The sequence below is a fragment of the Escherichia sp. F1 genome, from assembly GCF_046764225.1.
GTDB classification, from domain to species: Bacteria; Pseudomonadota; Gammaproteobacteria; order Enterobacterales; family Enterobacteriaceae; genus Escherichia; species Escherichia coli.
In genome coordinates this window covers 3654245-3669145 of the sequence record NZ_CP177202.1, presented here as the reverse complement: position 1 = coordinate 3669145, position 14901 = coordinate 3654245, and the positions used below count along the sequence as shown (strand labels likewise).

At 50.5% G+C, this 14901-nt stretch carries 15 protein-coding genes; 6 read left to right on the top strand and 9 right to left on the bottom strand.

Annotated features, from left to right (window positions below; genetic code table 11):
- Positions 1-42 precede the first annotated feature (42 nt).
- The 4 genes from ribE (at position 43) to pgpA (ending at position 2500) form a co-directional block, all read left to right on the top strand.
- Positions 43-513: a 6,7-dimethyl-8-ribityllumazine synthase gene (ribE, locus tag ACK8NJ_RS17680; RefSeq protein WP_001021161.1), complete on the top strand. Its 471-nt coding sequence runs from the start codon at positions 43-45 to the stop codon at positions 511-513.
- Between the two features lie 19 nt (positions 514-532).
- Positions 533-952 (top strand): transcription antitermination factor NusB, encoded by a 420-nt coding sequence (nusB, locus tag ACK8NJ_RS17675; RefSeq protein WP_000801125.1) that lies wholly within the window; start codon positions 533-535, stop codon positions 950-952.
- 77 nt (positions 953-1029) lie between these two features.
- Positions 1030-2007 (top strand): thiamine-phosphate kinase, encoded by a 978-nt coding sequence (thiL, locus tag ACK8NJ_RS17670; protein ID WP_001558704.1) that lies wholly within the window; start codon positions 1030-1032, stop codon positions 2005-2007.
- Entirely contained in the window at positions 1985-2500 is a 516-nt protein-coding gene (gene pgpA / locus ACK8NJ_RS17665; RefSeq protein WP_000154043.1) for a phosphatidylglycerophosphatase A, read from the top strand. The genes thiL and pgpA overlap by 23 nt, the downstream gene beginning before the upstream one ends.
- A gap of 176 nt (positions 2501-2676) precedes the next feature.
- Here the strand turns inward: pgpA and ACK8NJ_RS17660 are convergent, their stop codons facing one another.
- The 5 genes from ACK8NJ_RS17660 to xseB all read right to left on the bottom strand — a co-directional run bounded on the left by ACK8NJ_RS17660 (position 2677) and on the right by xseB (position 8537).
- Complete coding sequence (locus tag ACK8NJ_RS17660) at positions 2677-4248, bottom strand: pentapeptide repeat-containing protein (RefSeq protein ID WP_411961838.1); 1572 nt, start codon at positions 4246-4248, stop codon at positions 2677-2679.
- A 231-nt stretch (positions 4249-4479) separates the two neighbouring features.
- Positions 4480-5454 (bottom strand): 1-deoxyxylulose-5-phosphate synthase YajO, encoded by a 975-nt coding sequence (gene yajO / locus ACK8NJ_RS17655; RefSeq protein WP_001199800.1) that lies wholly within the window; start codon positions 5452-5454, stop codon positions 4480-4482.
- Positions 5455-5508: 54 nt separating this feature from the next.
- Positions 5509-7371, bottom strand: a complete 1863-nt coding sequence (dxs, locus tag ACK8NJ_RS17650) for a 1-deoxy-D-xylulose-5-phosphate synthase (RefSeq protein ID WP_000006831.1) — start codon at positions 7369-7371, stop codon at positions 5509-5511.
- A 24-nt stretch (positions 7372-7395) separates the two neighbouring features.
- A complete protein-coding gene (gene ispA / locus ACK8NJ_RS17645; RefSeq protein ID WP_000347217.1) occupies positions 7396-8295 on the bottom strand; it encodes a (2E,6E)-farnesyl diphosphate synthase in 900 nt (299 codons plus the stop codon).
- Positions 8295-8537, bottom strand: a complete 243-nt coding sequence (gene xseB, locus ACK8NJ_RS17640) for an exodeoxyribonuclease VII small subunit (protein ID WP_001124935.1) — start codon at positions 8535-8537, stop codon at positions 8295-8297. The genes ispA and xseB overlap by 1 nt, the downstream gene beginning before the upstream one ends.
- Positions 8538-8742: 205 nt before the next feature.
- On the opposite strand from xseB, the gene ACK8NJ_RS17635 reads away from it, so the two are divergent.
- The gene (locus tag ACK8NJ_RS17635) at positions 8743-10191 is read left to right on the top strand and encodes a tRNA 4-thiouridine(8) synthase ThiI (protein ID WP_000668662.1); all 1449 of its coding nucleotides are present in this window, start codon (positions 8743-8745) and stop codon (positions 10189-10191) included.
- A gap of 53 nt (positions 10192-10244) precedes the next feature.
- On the opposite strand, the gene yajL is transcribed toward ACK8NJ_RS17635, so the two are convergent.
- Entirely contained in the window at positions 10245-10835 is a 591-nt protein-coding gene (yajL, locus tag ACK8NJ_RS17630; protein WP_001276309.1) for a protein deglycase YajL, read from the bottom strand.
- Complete coding sequence (gene panE / locus ACK8NJ_RS17625; RefSeq protein ID WP_000705837.1) at positions 10798-11709, bottom strand: 2-dehydropantoate 2-reductase; 912 nt, start codon at positions 11707-11709, stop codon at positions 10798-10800. The genes yajL and panE overlap by 38 nt, the downstream gene beginning before the upstream one ends.
- Positions 11710-11876: 167 nt before the next feature.
- Here panE and yajQ point away from each other — a divergent pair, with 167 nt between their 5' ends.
- Positions 11877-12368, top strand: coding sequence for a nucleotide binding protein YajQ (gene yajQ, locus ACK8NJ_RS17620; protein WP_411961837.1), 492 nt, complete (start codon positions 11877-11879; stop codon positions 12366-12368).
- A gap of 127 nt (positions 12369-12495) precedes the next feature.
- Here the strand turns inward: yajQ and ACK8NJ_RS17615 are convergent, their stop codons facing one another.
- Together ACK8NJ_RS17615 and cyoE are read right to left on the bottom strand one after the other, a co-directional pair.
- Entirely contained in the window at positions 12496-13860 is a 1365-nt protein-coding gene (locus tag ACK8NJ_RS17615; RefSeq protein WP_001000953.1) for an MFS transporter, read from the bottom strand.
- Between the two features lie 148 nt (positions 13861-14008).
- Entirely contained in the window at positions 14009-14899 is an 891-nt protein-coding gene (gene cyoE, locus ACK8NJ_RS17610; protein ID WP_000971336.1) for a heme o synthase, read from the bottom strand.
- Between the last annotated feature and the right edge of the window lie 2 nt (positions 14900-14901).

Genomic DNA, 14901 nt, shown 5'->3' with positions numbered 1-14901 from the left:
TCCGCCCCCCTGCGGGGCCATACTCGAACCCGAAGGAAGAAAATGAACATTATTGAAGCTAACGTTGCTACCCCGGACGCTCGCGTCGCCATCACCATCGCGCGTTTCAACAACTTTATCAATGACAGCCTGCTGGAAGGTGCAATTGACGCACTGAAACGTATCGGTCAGGTAAAAGATGAAAACATTACCGTTGTTTGGGTGCCTGGTGCCTATGAGCTGCCGCTGGCGGCGGGTGCACTGGCTAAAACCGGTAAATACGACGCGGTGATTGCGCTGGGTACGGTTATTCGTGGTGGCACTGCCCACTTTGAATATGTCGCTGGTGGTGCAAGCAACGGCCTGGCGCATGTTGCCCAGGACAGCGAAATTCCGGTTGCTTTTGGTGTTCTGACCACTGAAAGCATTGAACAAGCGATCGAACGTGCTGGCACCAAAGCTGGCAACAAAGGTGCAGAAGCTGCACTGACCGCGCTTGAAATGATTAATGTATTGAAAGCCATCAAGGCCTGAAATTAGTAAGGGGAAATCCGTGAAACCTGCTGCTCGTCGCCGCGCTCGTGAGTGTGCCGTCCAGGCGCTCTACTCCTGGCAGTTGTCCCAGAACGACATCGCTGATGTTGAATACCAGTTCCTGGCTGAACAGGATGTAAAAGACGTTGACGTCCTGTACTTCCGTGAGCTGCTGGCCGGGGTGGCGACTAACACCGCATACCTCGACGGACTGATGAAGCCATACCTGTCCCGCCTGCTGGAAGAACTGGGCCAGGTAGAAAAAGCAGTACTGCGCATTGCGCTGTACGAACTGTCTAAACGTAGCGATGTGCCATACAAAGTGGCCATTAACGAAGCGATCGAACTGGCGAAATCGTTCGGCGCAGAAGACAGCCATAAGTTCGTCAACGGCGTACTCGATAAAGCAGCACCTGTGATTCGCCCTAACAAAAAGTGATATCCAGGCCGGTAGATTCACGGAAGACCGTTCCGCGATCGCCGGCCTTTTCTTTTTTACCTGCTGAGGCATAACGTATGGCATGTGGCGAGTTCTCCCTGATTGCCCGTTATTTTGACCGTGTAAGAAGTTCTCGTCTTGATGTCGAACTGGGCATTGGCGACGATTGCGCACTTCTCAATATCCCCGAGAAACAGACCCTGGCGATCAGCACTGATACGCTGGTGGCGGGCAACCACTTCCTCCCTGATATCGATCCTGCTGATCTGGCGTATAAAGCACTGGCGGTGAACCTAAGCGATCTGGCAGCGATGGGGGCCGATCCAGCCTGGCTGACGCTGGCATTAACCTTACCGGACGTCGACGAAGCGTGGCTTGAGTCCTTCAGCGACAGTTTGTTTGATCTTCTCAATTATTACGATATGCAACTCATTGGCGGCGATACCACGCGTGGGCCATTATCAATGACGCTGGGTATCCACGGCTTTGTTCCGATGGGACGAGCCTTAACGCGCGCTGGGGCGAAACCTGGTGACTGGATCTATGTGACCGGTACACCGGGCGATAGCGCCGCCGGGCTGGCGATTTTGCAAAACCGTTTGCAGGTTGCCGATGCTAAAGATGCGGACTACTTGATCAAACGTCATCTCCGTCCGTCGCCGCGTATTTTACAGGGACAGGCACTGCGCGATCTGGCAAATTCAGCTATCGATCTCTCTGACGGTCTGATTTCCGATCTCGGGCATATCGTGAAAGCCAGCGACTGTGGCGCACGTATTGACCTGGGATTGCTGCCGTTTTCTGATGCGCTTTCTCGCCATGTTGAGCCGGAACAGGCGCTGCGCTGGGCGCTCTCTGGCGGTGAAGATTACGAGTTGTGTTTCACGGTGCCGGAACTGAACCGTGGCGCGCTGGATGTGGCTCTCGGTCATCTGGGCGTACCGTTTACCTGTATCGGGCAAATGACCGCCGATATCGAAGGGCTTTGTTTTATTCGTGACGGCGAACCTGTCACGTTCGACTGGAAAGGATATGACCATTTTGCCACGCCATAAAGATGTCGCGAAAAGTCGCCTGAAGATGAGTAATCCGTGGCATCTGCTTGCTGTCGGATTCGGAAGTGGATTAAGCCCAATCGTTCCTGGCACGATGGGATCGCTGGCGGCGATTCCGTTCTGGTATCTGATGACCTTTTTGCCCTGGCAGCTCTATTCGCTGGTGGTGATGCTGGGGATCTGTATCGGCGTCTATCTTTGTCATCAAACGGCGAAAGACATGGGCGTGCACGATCACGGCAGCATTGTCTGGGACGAATTTATTGGTATGTGGATCACGCTCATGGCGCTGCCGACCAATGACTGGCAGTGGGTCGCCGCCGGGTTTGTGATTTTCCGTATCCTGGATATGTGGAAACCGTGGCCGATCCGCTGGTTTGACCGCAATGTACATGGCGGCATGGGGATCATGATCGACGATATTGTCGCCGGGGTAATTTCCGCAGGCATCCTGTACTTTATCGGTCATCACTGGCCGCTGGGTATTCTTTAATGCCATTGACCGGGAGGTGTAGGCGATTCCAGACCACCCGGTTTGATTTATAAATGAACAGTGCCCCAATTTTGGGGCACTCTGTTAAAGTAAAACCCGACATCACCGAATATATTATACGGCGATATTTTAAGGTGTATCTTTGTCACTCATAATTCACGTACACTCAAATATCGTCAGTCGACGAACTCATAATAATTGCTCATATTCTCTGACTGTTGCCGAAAAATATCATCAAAGTTATCCTTAATGGTTTGGTTTATAGTGTTGAATAAATTTTTAGAAAGTTCATCTATTTTGTCTTGAATCTTTGGTTTTATTTCATCTTGAATTTCACGGGTAACCAAAAGTTGGTCCAATTGATCATCCATTTTGTATTTTGCAATTAATTGTGCAGTTAAAGGTATTTTCTTTAAATAATCATTTTTTGTTATTTTATACTGGCCGATGAAATATTGCCTGGCTTGTTCTTGTTTATAGTTAAAAATCTCATTGTATTTTTTTCTGCTTATTTTTCCTTCAAGATTCATTGCTTGATTGAATATGCTCTTTAAATGCTGATTATAGAAAATAAAATTATCGATATCTTGTATTATTTTAGTGGTTGTTGATTTTTCATCAAATTTTAATGACTCAGGGTTTTTATCTGATTCAATATAGTCAAGAATAATTTTTGCTAATGGGCTAATATCTTTTTCTTCTGTTGATTCTGCTTCTGCTTTTAATATCGGATTAAAAAGGTCGGTACGGTAAAGTTTCGTGCCTTTCATCCTGACGATGTCAGGAAGAATAGTGTTTGAAAGATTAGCCTCGCTAAAGTCCACATTTTGGCAATCACTTTCTGATAAATCTGCCCAATTGAAAGTGGTTTTAACACAGGAGCAGTTAGTTAGAATCATCCCTTTCGTTTCATTCCCATGTGATTTCTGATAAGTTATCCTTTGTATTATTTGATCTGCTTCTGGATATTGCATCTCAGGTTCTTTTTCTTTACCATATATCACCGCATTATCAAGAATTGCGCCAGTGCAATTCATATTTGTTAGATCGCATTTGATAAATCTACAACTGTTAAAATTCGCATTTGTACAATTCGTATTTGTAAACTTGACGCTATCAAAATAAGTATGTTCGAAGTTGACATTTGAGCAGTTACAGTTTCCCAGATCTATACCGAAATCTATATCGGCATCTTTATTGGGATCTTTACCGGAAATATTGCTGTGTGCTAGATATAGACCGCTGAAATCGTAATATCCATTGTCATCCTTTTCTATTGGGAGTGAATAAGTCTTTACTACCTCGTTAACAATAGAGATAGTTCCACGTATCATCAGATTTTCTCCGACTTTATAAAAAATAATGTTATGTTTGATGGTGCTGTTGTATGGCTCTGGCAATGAGGATGCAATTTTATTCCAAAAGCAACAAAGCGTGGTCTGCTTTTGTTTGGGCGAGAGGTTATCAAATTTCAGGTTTAAATATGAGTCTAAATCTGACGATGCATCTATATTAAAATTGGGATCTGGAGTTAACGCTGAATTATAATTTAGAACTGACAATGTATTGATGTATTTATGAATCGATTTAAATGCTTTTTGTTTATCACTGTCCAGAAAAAAATCACGAATTTTGTTCCATAGCCTTTCGATAAGATTTTGATTTAAATCGTGCTTCATTGAGTTTCTTAAATCTGCAACCGGTACATCAGTAAACAGGATCGGTTGTTTGGTGATAGTTTTCATCATGATTGTAATCCTCTTACGTTGACTAAATAAGACAGTTTTAGGGGATATTACCTGGAGAAACTATCAAAAATCGCTCAAAGGGATGAAGACGATGAATAGCTGTAAATTTAATCACCAAGAATTTTTTGTTGCAGAGGTGGATTATGGTTACAGAAGGTGATGGGAGGTACGTTGTCCCCATCATCGCAGACGATGGGGAATTCAGCAGATAAAATGGCTGAAAAGCGAGATTTACTTAAATCCTACGACCGGATGCGGTTTATATGGCGTTTCCAGTTCAGCAATCTGTTCCGGCTTCAAGGTGATATCCACCGCGTTCAGCAGCTCATCAAGCTGTTCTTCCCGCGAAGTTCCGATAATCGGTGCGGCAATGCCCGGTTTACTCAACAACCAGGCCAGCGCAACTTGTGCTCGTGTTGCACCGAGTTCTTCGCTGACGCCCGTTAACCGCTCTGCGATCTGCGCGTCATTTTCATCGCTTTCTTTATAGAGATTTTTACCCACCTCATCAGACACCAGTCGTGCGGTAGTTTCTCCCCACGGACGTGTCAGACGGCCCCGCGCCAGCGGGCTCCACGGAATCACCGCTACGCCTTCCTGATAACACAGCGGCAGCATCTCACGCTCTTCTTCGCGATAAATCAGATTGTAGTGATCCTGCATACTGACAAACTGCGCCCAGCCGTGCTGTTTTTGTAGTTCCAGCGCCTGAGCAAACTGCGAAGCGTGCATGGATGACGCGCCGATATAACGCGCTTTCCCGGCTTTTACCACGTCGTTGAGGGCTTCCAGCGTCTCTTCGATCGGCGTGTTGTAATCCCAGCGATGAATTTGCAGGATATCGACATAATCCATGCCGAGACGGCGCAGGCTGTCGTCAATAGAACGTAGAATTTGCGCACGGGATAATCCTTCCGGTAAATCACCAACGCGATGGAACACTTTGGTGGCAACGACCACGTCTTCACGACGGGCGAAATCCCGCAGTGCGCGACCGACGATCTCTTCGCTGCTGCCATCGGAATAGCTATTGGCGGTGTCAAAGAAATTTATGCCGCCTTCCAGCGCGCGTTTAATGATGGGACGGCTGCTCTCTTCCGGCAGTGTCCATGCGTGATTACCGCGATCTGGCTCGCCAAAGGTCATACAGCCGAGGCAAAGTCGGGAAACGCGAAGGTCGGTTTTTCCTAAGGGGTTGTATTGCATGCTGCCACTCCTGCCATGAATAATTTCTTAAGCATAGCAGGAGTGGAGTAGGGATTATGCCAGCCAGGCCTTGATTTTGGCTTCCATACCAGCGGCATCGAGGCCGAGTTCGGCGCGCATTTCTTCCTGCGTTCCTTGTGGAATAAAGAAGTCAGGCAGGCCAATGTTCAGCACGGGTACTGGTTTACGATGGGCCATCAGCACTTCGTTCACGCCGCTGCCTGCGCCGCCCATAATGGCGTTTTCTTCTACGGTGACCAGCGCTTCATGGCTGGCGGCCATTTCCAGAATTAACGCTTCATCAAGCGGTTTCACAAAACGCATATCGACCAGCGTAGCGTTCAGCGATTCAGCGACTTTCGCCGCTTCTGGCATCAGCGTACCAAAGTTAAGGATCGCCAGTTTCTCGCCACGACGCTTCACAATGCCTTTGCCAATTGGCAGTTTTTCCAGCGGCGTCAACTCCACGCCTACCGCGTTGCCACGCGGGTAGCGCACCGCTGACGGGCCATCGTTATAGTGATAGCCGGTATAGAGCATCTGGCGACATTCGTTTTCATCGCTCGGGGTCATAATGACCATTTCCGGTATGCAGCGCAGGTAAGAGAGATCAAAAGCGCCCTGGTGGGTTTGACCATCAGCACCAACAATGCCCGCGCGGTCGATGGCGAACAGGACCGGAAGCTTTTGAATTGCCACGTCATGCAGCACCTGATCATAGGCGCGTTGCAGGAAAGTGGAGTAGATCGCGACAACGGGTTTGTACCCACCAATCGCCAGACCCGCCGCAAAGGTCACTGCGTGTTGCTCGGCAATTGCCACGTCGAAGTAGCGATCCGGGAATTTACGAGAAAACTCAACCATACCGGAACCTTCACGCATCGCCGGAGTAATCGCCATCAGCTTGTTGTCTTTCGCTGCCGTTTCGCACAACCAGTCGCCAAAGATTTTTGAATAGCTTGGTAAACCGCCGCTACTTTTCGGCAAACAACCGCTGGAGGGATCAAATTTAGGCACGGCGTGGAAGGTGATTGGGTCTTTTTCTGCCGGTTCATAACCACGACCTTTTTTGGTCATGATATGCAGGAACTGCGGGCCTTTCAGGTCGCGCATGTTCTTCAGCGTGGTGATAAGCCCCAGCACATCGTGACCGTCCACCGGGCCGATGTAGTTAAAGCCCAGCTCTTCAAACAATGTGCCAGGCACCACCATGCCTTTAATATGTTCTTCGGTACGTTTGAGCAGCTCTTTAATGGGCGGAACGCCAGAGAAAACTTTTTTCCCGCCTTCGCGCAGTGAAGAGTAAAGCTTACCGGAAAGCAGCTGCGCCAGATGGTTGTTGAGCGCACCGACATTTTCGGAAATCGACATTTCATTGTCGTTGAGAACCACCAGCATATCAGGGCGGATATCGCCCGCGTGATTCATCGCTTCAAACGCCATGCCAGCGGTAATAGCGCCATCGCCAATGACACAGACGGTACGGCGATTTTTGCCTTCTTTCTCGGCAGCAACCGCAATACCAATTCCGGCACTGATGGAGGTTGATGAATGCCCGACGCTTAATACGTCATATTCGCTTTCGCCGCGCCACGGGAACGGGTGCAGACCGCCTTTCTGACGGATGGTGCCGATCTTGTCGCGGCGTCCGGTCAAAATTTTATGCGGATAAGCCTGATGCCCCACATCCCAGATTAACTGGTCAAACGGGGTGTTGTAGACATAGTGCAGCGCCACGGTCAGTTCGACCGTGCCCAGCCCGGAGGCGAAGTGCCCGCTGGAACGGCTCACGCTGTCGAGTAAATAGCGGCGCAGTTCGTCGCAGAGTTTCGGTAAACTCTCTTTCGGCAACAGTCGTAACTCCTGGGTGGAGTCGACCAGTGCCAGGGTCGGGTATTTGGCAATATCAAAACTCATCAGGGGCCTATTAATACTTATTGTTTATTTATTACGCTGGATGATGTAGTCCGCTAGCGCTTCCAGTGCCGAGGTATCGAGTGACTGTTCAGCCAGTTGTTTCAGCGACTGACGGGCATCGTCGATCAGATCCCGGGCTTTCTTCCGGGCTTGCTCAAGACCCAGAAGTGCAGGGTAGGTACTTTTACCAAGTTGCTGGTCGGCACCCTGGCGTTTTCCCAACGTTGCAGTATCTCCTACCACATCCAGGATGTCATCCTGAACCTGGAAGGCAAGGCCGATGCTCTCTGCGTACTTGTCGAGTACTGGCAGAGCACGACGTCCTTTATCTCCGGCGCTTAATGCACCAAGGCGAACGGCGGCGCGAATCAATGCGCCGGTTTTATGACGATGAATACGCTCAAGCGCGTCCAGAGGTACGTGTTTGCCTTCCGCATCTAAATCTAATGCCTGACCACCGCACATTCCGGCAATACCGCTGGCGCTCGCCAGTTCTGAAATCATCGAAATTCTGTCGCGATCCGACACTTCCGGCATATCGGCATCGCTTAAAATCGAGAACGCCAGCGTTTGTAAAGCGTCGCCAGCGAGAATCGCGTTTGCTTCGCCAAACTTCACATGGCAGGTTGGCAAACCGCGACGCAGATCGTCATCATCCATTGCCGGTAAATCATCATGAATTAATGAGTAAGCGTGGATACACTCTACGGCGGCAGCGGGTGCGTCCAGCGTGTTTGTGCTAACGCCGAACATATGACCGGTGGCATAAACCAGGAAAGGTCGCAGGCGCTTACCACCTAATAATGCGCCATACTGCATGGTTTCGACCACGGGAGTGTTCTGAAAGGGCAGTGGGGCGATAAAACGGCTCAGCGCCTGGTTGGCCTGCTTAACGCAGGCTTCGAGTTGCTGCGGAAAGTCCATTACTCATTGTCCGGTGTAAAAGGGGTTAGAGAGGCGTCTTCATTGTCAGACAGCAGAATTTGTACGCGCTGTTCGGCTTGTTGTAATTTGGCCTGCCCCTGACGTGCCAGCTGCACGCCGCGTTCGAACTCGTTCAGCGCCTCTTCCAGCGGCAGGTCGCCACTTTCCAGACGGGTTACAATCTGTTCCAGCTCGCTCAGCGCCTTTTCAAAGCTGGCGGGCGCCTCATTTTTCTTCGGCATAATGAATGTCTGACTCTCAATATTTTTCGCCCCGTCATGGTAACGGACTCAGGGCAAATAGCAAATAACGCGCAATGGTAAGGTGATGTGCGCAGCAAAGCGATGTTAGTGGTATACTTCCGCGCCTGGATGCAGCCGCAGGTGTGGGCTGCTGTATTTTTCCCTATACAAGTCGCTTAAGGCTTGCCAACGAACCATTGCCGCCATGAAGTTTATCATTAAATTGTTCCCGGAAATCACCATCAAAAGCCAATCTGTGCGCTTGCGCTTTATAAAAATCCTTACCGGGAACATTCGTAACGTTTTAAAGCACTATGATGAGACGCTCGCTGTCGTCCGCCACTGGGATAACATCGAAGTTCGCGCAAAAGATGAAAACCAGCGTCTGGCCATTCGCGACGCCCTGACCCGTATTCCGGGTATCCACCATATTCTCGAAGTCGAAGACGTGCCGTTTACCGACATGCACGATATTTTTGAGAAAGCGTTGGTTCAGTATCGCGATCAGCTGGAAGGGAAAACCTTCTGCGTACGCGTGAAGCGCCGCGGCAAACATGATTTTAGCTCGATTGATGTGGAACGTTACGTCGGCGGCGGTTTAAATCAGCATATTGAATCCGCGCGCGTGAAGCTGACTAACCCGGATGTCACTGTCCATCTGGAAGTGGAAGACGATCGTCTCCTGCTGATTAAAGGTCGCTATGAAGGTATTGGCGGTTTCCCGATTGGTACCCAGGAAGATGTGCTGTCGCTCATTTCCGGTGGTTTCGACTCCGGCGTTTCCAGCTATATGTTGATGCGTCGCGGCTGCCGCGTGCATTACTGCTTCTTTAACCTCGGCGGCGCGGCGCATGAAATTGGCGTGCGTCAGGTGGCGCATTATCTGTGGAACCGCTTTGGCAGCTCCCACCGCGTGCGTTTTGTCGCTATTAATTTCGAACCTGTCGTCGGGGAAATTCTCGAGAAAATCGACGACGGTCAGATGGGTGTTATCCTCAAACGTATGATGGTGCGTGCCGCGTCTAAAGTGGCTGAACGTTACGGTGTACAGGCGCTGGTCACTGGCGAAGCACTGGGCCAGGTGTCCAGCCAGACGCTGACTAACCTGCGCCTGATTGATAACGTCTCCGACACGCTGATCCTGCGTCCGCTGATTTCTTACGACAAAGAGCACATCATCAACCTGGCTCGCCAGATTGGCACTGAAGACTTTGCCCGCACGATGCCCGAATATTGCGGTGTGATCTCCAAAAGCCCGACGGTGAAAGCGGTTAAATCGAAGATTGAAGCGGAAGAAGAGAAGTTCGACTTCAGCATTCTCGATAAAGTGGTTGAGGAAGCGAATAACGTTGATATCCGCGAAATCGCCCAGCAGACCGAGCAGGAAGTGGTGGAAGTGGAAACCGTCAATGGCTTCGGCCCGAACGACGTGATCCTCGATATCCGTTCTATCGATGAACAGGAAGATAAGCCGCTGAAAGTCGAAGGGATTGATGTGGTTTCTCTGCCGTTCTATAAACTGAGCACCAAATTTGGCGATCTCGACCAGAACAAAACCTGGCTGTTGTGGTGTGAGCGCGGGGTGATGAGCCGCCTGCAGGCGCTCTATCTGCGCGAGCAGGGCTTTAACAATGTGAAGGTATATCGCCCGTAATTTGTGGTTTTTACGTCGCATCTGGTCAGATGCGACGTTTGCCGCATCCGCCACTACTCGTAATAATTATAAATCCCTGCCGCCATCACCAGTTGTGATGCCACTTCATGGGCTTTTTCACGCCCAACCAGCAGGTCGATAATTTTCAGACCAAAGTCGATAGCTGTACCCGGCCCCTGACTGGTCAGCAATTTTACCCGTGCATCCCAGACGACGCGCTTGTCCTGCCATTGTTCGGCGGGTATTTTGTCTTTCAGCGTCGGGAAGCCGGTCATATTGCCAATCGGGAAGATATCGTGCGGGACCAGCACGGTGGCTGGTGCGGCGCAAATAGCCGCGACGATACGCCCGGAACGGTGGAACTGTTTAACGGTTTCAACCAGCAGGGTGCTATCGCGAAAACACTCTGCGCCTTTAATGCCTCCAGGCAGCACGATCACGTCATATTCGCCATCAGCTACTTCGACCAGCGGCGCATCCGCCAGCAGCTTCACGCCGCGCGAGCAGGTAATCGCCAGGTTGCCATCGCTGGCGACGCTGGCAGTGGTGACTTTGATACCGCCGCGAACCAGCAGATCGATAGTGGTGACGGCTTCAGTCTCTTCACTACCAGGGGCGAGGCAAACCAGTGCCGATGCGCTCATATTCACTCTCCTTTCTTTTTACCATTTCAAACAGGCGGGTGTTTTCCGGTACGGTAATCCCATGCGCGCGGGCGCGGCGTAAGAGAAAACCATTGATATAGTCGATTTCGGTGTGGCGCAGCGCGCGGATATCCTGCAACATCGACGAGATATTTTCCGCTGTGGCATCAATCACCTGCATCACGTAATCACGCAAATCTTCTGCTGAAGTATGATGTCCTTCGCGTTCGATCACTGCCGCGACTTCCTCGCATATCTGCATAATTTCTTGCGGATGATGACGTAATTCACCGTTCGGGCAATTCCAGATGGCAGTCAGTGGATTAATCACACAGTTGACTGCCAGCTTGCGCCACAGCTCGGCGCGAATATTGTTATGCCAGGCAACGTCAGGCAACACGGTTTGCAAAATATCCGCCAGATAACTGTAATCGCCATCCTGTTGCCGTGCCGGACCAATATGCGTGATACCGTTTGCCACATGAATAATGACATTGCCGTCGCGGCGAGCGGCATGGGTGGTGGTGCCCATCAGTAATGGCTGCTGAATGTTTTGCAACTCTTCGATGGTGCCCATGCCGTTGTGAATTAACAGTATTGGCGTAGTTACAGGCAGTGTGGACGCGAGGCTTTTGACGGCATCGGAAACCTGCCATGCTTTCAGCGTCACCAGGAGCAGATCGCTGGTGGCGAGAAAATCGGGATCGTTGGCGGTCAGCGATTCGTTAAATATCGAACCATCTGTCTCAACCAGATTCACGCTACAATAAGGTTGCGGTACGCGCAGCCAGCCCTGAACGTCGTGACCCTGTTTACAAAGTGCTGTAAGCCATAATTGCCCTAAGGCACCGCATCCCAATACGGTAATTTTCATTGTTCCTCCTCACCCGCAACCACTCCGGGTGTTCAATAAGGCTATCCCTTAATTGTGCATGCTGTTGCGACTATGCACAATTAAGGGATACGTCCTGGTGCAGGACTGTTGGTTATTTAACTTTGCAGGTATTATGCTTCGCATCAAAAATGAAGGGAGAGGAAAAGATGCCATCTTTCGATATTGTCTCTGAAGTTGATCTTCAGGAAGCACGTAACGCGGTCGATAACGCGAGCCGCGAAGTGGAGTCCCGTTTTGACTTCCGTAATGTTGAAGCCTCATTTGAGCTGAACGACGCCAGCAAAACCATCAAAGTGTTGAGCGAGTCCGATTTCCAGGTCAATCAGTTGCTGGATATTCTGCGTGCCAAGCTGCTGAAGCGCGGCATTGAAGGCAGTTCGCTGGATGTACCGGAAAATATCGTTCATAGCGGTAAAACCTGGTTTGTGGAAGCGAAACTGAAACAGGGCATTGAGAGTGCGACCCAGAAGAAAATCGTCAAGATGATCAAAGACAGCAAACTGAAAGTGCAGGCGCAAATTCAGGGTGATGAGATCCGCGTAACGGGTAAATCTCGTGATGATTTGCAGGCTGTCATGGCGATGGTACGTGGTGGCGATCCGGGTCAGCCGTTCCAGTTCAAAAACTTCCGCGATTAATCGCGACAATGTGCGTTTTGTTCATGCCGAATGCAGCATGAACAGCTAATTCGGCCTACAACGATTTGTAACTCAAGAACTTTGTAGGCCTGGTAAGCGTAGCGCAGCAGGCAATTCGCCTCGTTTTTTATGCCTGACGAATTGCCTGTTCAACCTCAAAGCGATTCGTCACTTTGCTGTCGATTTTCACATAAGCTGAATGTTCTTCTTCTGCAATCAACACTTCTTTGACGCCCGCGGTTTCCAGCAAACGCACTTTTAACGCCTCGTTTGCGGCAATGTCCGCCGGGATTTCAATGCGCAAGCTGCTGACATACGGCGGTTCTTTCATGGTACTGGCGACTGCCAGCCACACTGCGGCCAGCATTGCGCCAGCGAGAAATACTCCCTGACCGTCAAACATGCCGTCAATCCAGCCGCCCAGCGAACCGCCAATCGCCACGCCAAGAAACTGGCTGGTGGAGTAAACACCCATCGCCGTACCTTTGTAACCTGCTGGCGACTCTTTACTGATAAGTGAAGGCAGAAGGGCTTCCATCAAATTAAACGCTACAAAGAAAAGCTGCACGCCGACCACCAGTTGCCAGAACTGCGTTTGTGCGTTCCACAACACAATTTCCGCAACCACGATCAACCCAACGCAGAAGACAAAGACTTGCTTCATTTTGCGCTTAACTTCAGCGTAGATAATGAAAGGCACGACCGAGCCAAAGGCGATTAGCATTGTCGCCAGATAGACCTTCCAGTGTTCAGCCGCCGGGAACCCCGCATCAGCCAGTTGTCCGGGCAGGGCAACAAACGTCGACATCAGCAAAATATGCAGACACATAATGCCAAAGTTGAGTTTCAGCAGCCGCGGTTCCGCCAGCACTTTACTGAAACTGCCTTTCACCATTCCGGACTCACGATTAAGTACGTGAGTGCTACTGTTGGGCACAACCCAAATGGTCAACGCAATGCCGGTCGTTGCCAGAATAGCGATCATCCAGAACAGCGCGTGCAGCCCAAGTTTGTGAGTGATGATCGGGCCAAGCACCATCGCAATGGCAAAGGTAATGCCAAAGCTCACGCCGATAAACGCCATTGCTTTGGTGCGGTTTTGTTCGCGCGTGAGATCGGAAAGCAGCGCCATAACGGCAGCGGCAATCGCACCGGAGCCTTGTAGCGCCCGGCCCAGAATAATTCCCCAGATGGAGTCAGAGAGCGCAGCGATAACGCTACCGGCGGCAAACACTGCCAGCCCACCGACAATTAATGGTTTGCGACCAATGCGGTCGGAAAGCAGGCCAAACGGAATCTGAAAAACGGCCTGAGTCAGACCATAAATACCAATGGCAATACCGATTAATGCTTCGCTGGCACCTTGCAGAGCCATGCCGTACGTGGTCAGAACCGGCAGAACCATGAACATGCCCAGCATGCGCAACGAGAATACGGTCCCTAAACCCCAGGTCGCGCGTCGCTCACCTGGCGTCATTTTATAATCGTTCATTACCACCTCTGTTTTAAATTCGCGACTAGTGTAAAGCGGCAAACGAATGGGGTAAACATGCGGATTTTTTAGTAAATATTTCGAGAGGGATATGATTCTAATGCTAAGAAAAAAGGTGCCGTAGCACCTTTTTAACTGAGAGGTTGTGTTACCACACAGCAGCCAGCAGCGTATGCGAGTCCGGCACCATAAAATCAACGGACATCATCACCGAGAGGGCAGTGATGGCGATGATAGAGAAGCCGAACAGCTTGCGCGCCCAGATTCTGTCATCAGCAACTTTATAACCGCGCAGAGCCATGCCTAACCACCAGACGCTCACCGCCGCGGCGACTACCAGATATTTATACCCAGCGTAACCGCCAAGAGAGAGCATCAGCGTGGCAACGGCAAAGGCGATGATATACAGCGTGATGTGATTCTTCGCCACCGAAATGCCTTTTACCACTGGCAATACCGGAATGTTTGCCGCCTGGTAATCCTTAAAGCGGAAAATGGCGATGGCATAGGAGTGAGGCATCTGCCACAGACTGAAGATAGCAAGCAGGATCGCTGCGCCACTATCGAACTCGCCGGTTACTGCACAGTAGCCGATCACCGGCGGCGCAGCGCCGGAGAGCGAACCAATCAATGTGCCGTAGACTGAGTGGCGTTTCATGTACAGGCTATAAACGCCGACGTAAACCACAAAGCCCATCACCCCCAGCCAGCAGGCCAGCGGATTCGCGCCAAACCACAGCAGCATAAAGCCAGCAATACCCAGCAAGGTGGCGTACACCAGCGAGACAGCAGGAGAGATCAGGCCTTTAACCAGCACCCGATTCTTCGTCCTTTCCATCTTTCTGTCGATATCCCTGTCGATGTAGTTGTTAAACACACAACCCGACGCCACAACCAGTGACACCCCAACCAGCGTGTAGATAAACAGGGGATAATCAATGCTGCCCTTTGAGGCCAGCAGGAATCCCCCAATCACCGAGATCAGGTTGCCAAAGATGATGCCTGGTTTCGTTACTTGCAGGTATTGCTTAAACATCATAA

Coding starts and splice junctions, on each gene's coding strand:
- ACK8NJ_RS17615 (WP_001000953.1), bottom strand. CDS start 13,860: ATGAACGATTATAAAATGACGCCAGGTGAGCGACGCGCGACCTGGGGT.
- xseB (WP_001124935.1), bottom strand. CDS start 8,537: ATGCCGAAGAAAAATGAGGCGCCCGCCAGCTTTGAAAAGGCGCTGAGC.
- ribE (WP_001021161.1), top strand. CDS start 43: ATGAACATTATTGAAGCTAACGTTGCTACCCCGGACGCTCGCGTCGCC.
- cyoE (WP_000971336.1), bottom strand. CDS start 14,899: ATGATGTTTAAGCAATACCTGCAAGTAACGAAACCAGGCATCATCTTT.
- dxs (WP_000006831.1), bottom strand. CDS start 7,371: ATGAGTTTTGATATTGCCAAATACCCGACCCTGGCACTGGTCGACTCC.
- ispA (WP_000347217.1), bottom strand. CDS start 8,295: ATGGACTTTCCGCAGCAACTCGAAGCCTGCGTTAAGCAGGCCAACCAG.
- thiL (WP_001558704.1), top strand. CDS start 1,030: ATGGCATGTGGCGAGTTCTCCCTGATTGCCCGTTATTTTGACCGTGTA.
- yajL (WP_001276309.1), bottom strand. CDS start 10,835: ATGAGCGCATCGGCACTGGTTTGCCTCGCCCCTGGTAGTGAAGAGACT.
- ACK8NJ_RS17660 (WP_411961838.1), bottom strand. CDS start 4,248: ATGATGAAAACTATCACCAAACAACCGATCCTGTTTACTGATGTACCG.
- pgpA (WP_000154043.1), top strand. CDS start 1,985: ATGACCATTTTGCCACGCCATAAAGATGTCGCGAAAAGTCGCCTGAAG.
- panE (WP_000705837.1), bottom strand. CDS start 11,709: ATGAAAATTACCGTATTGGGATGCGGTGCCTTAGGGCAATTATGGCTT.
- yajO (WP_001199800.1), bottom strand. CDS start 5,454: ATGCAATACAACCCCTTAGGAAAAACCGACCTTCGCGTTTCCCGACTT.
- yajQ (WP_411961837.1), top strand. CDS start 11,877: ATGCCATCTTTCGATATTGTCTCTGAAGTTGATCTTCAGGAAGCACGT.
- ACK8NJ_RS17635 (WP_000668662.1), top strand. CDS start 8,743: ATGAAGTTTATCATTAAATTGTTCCCGGAAATCACCATCAAAAGCCAA.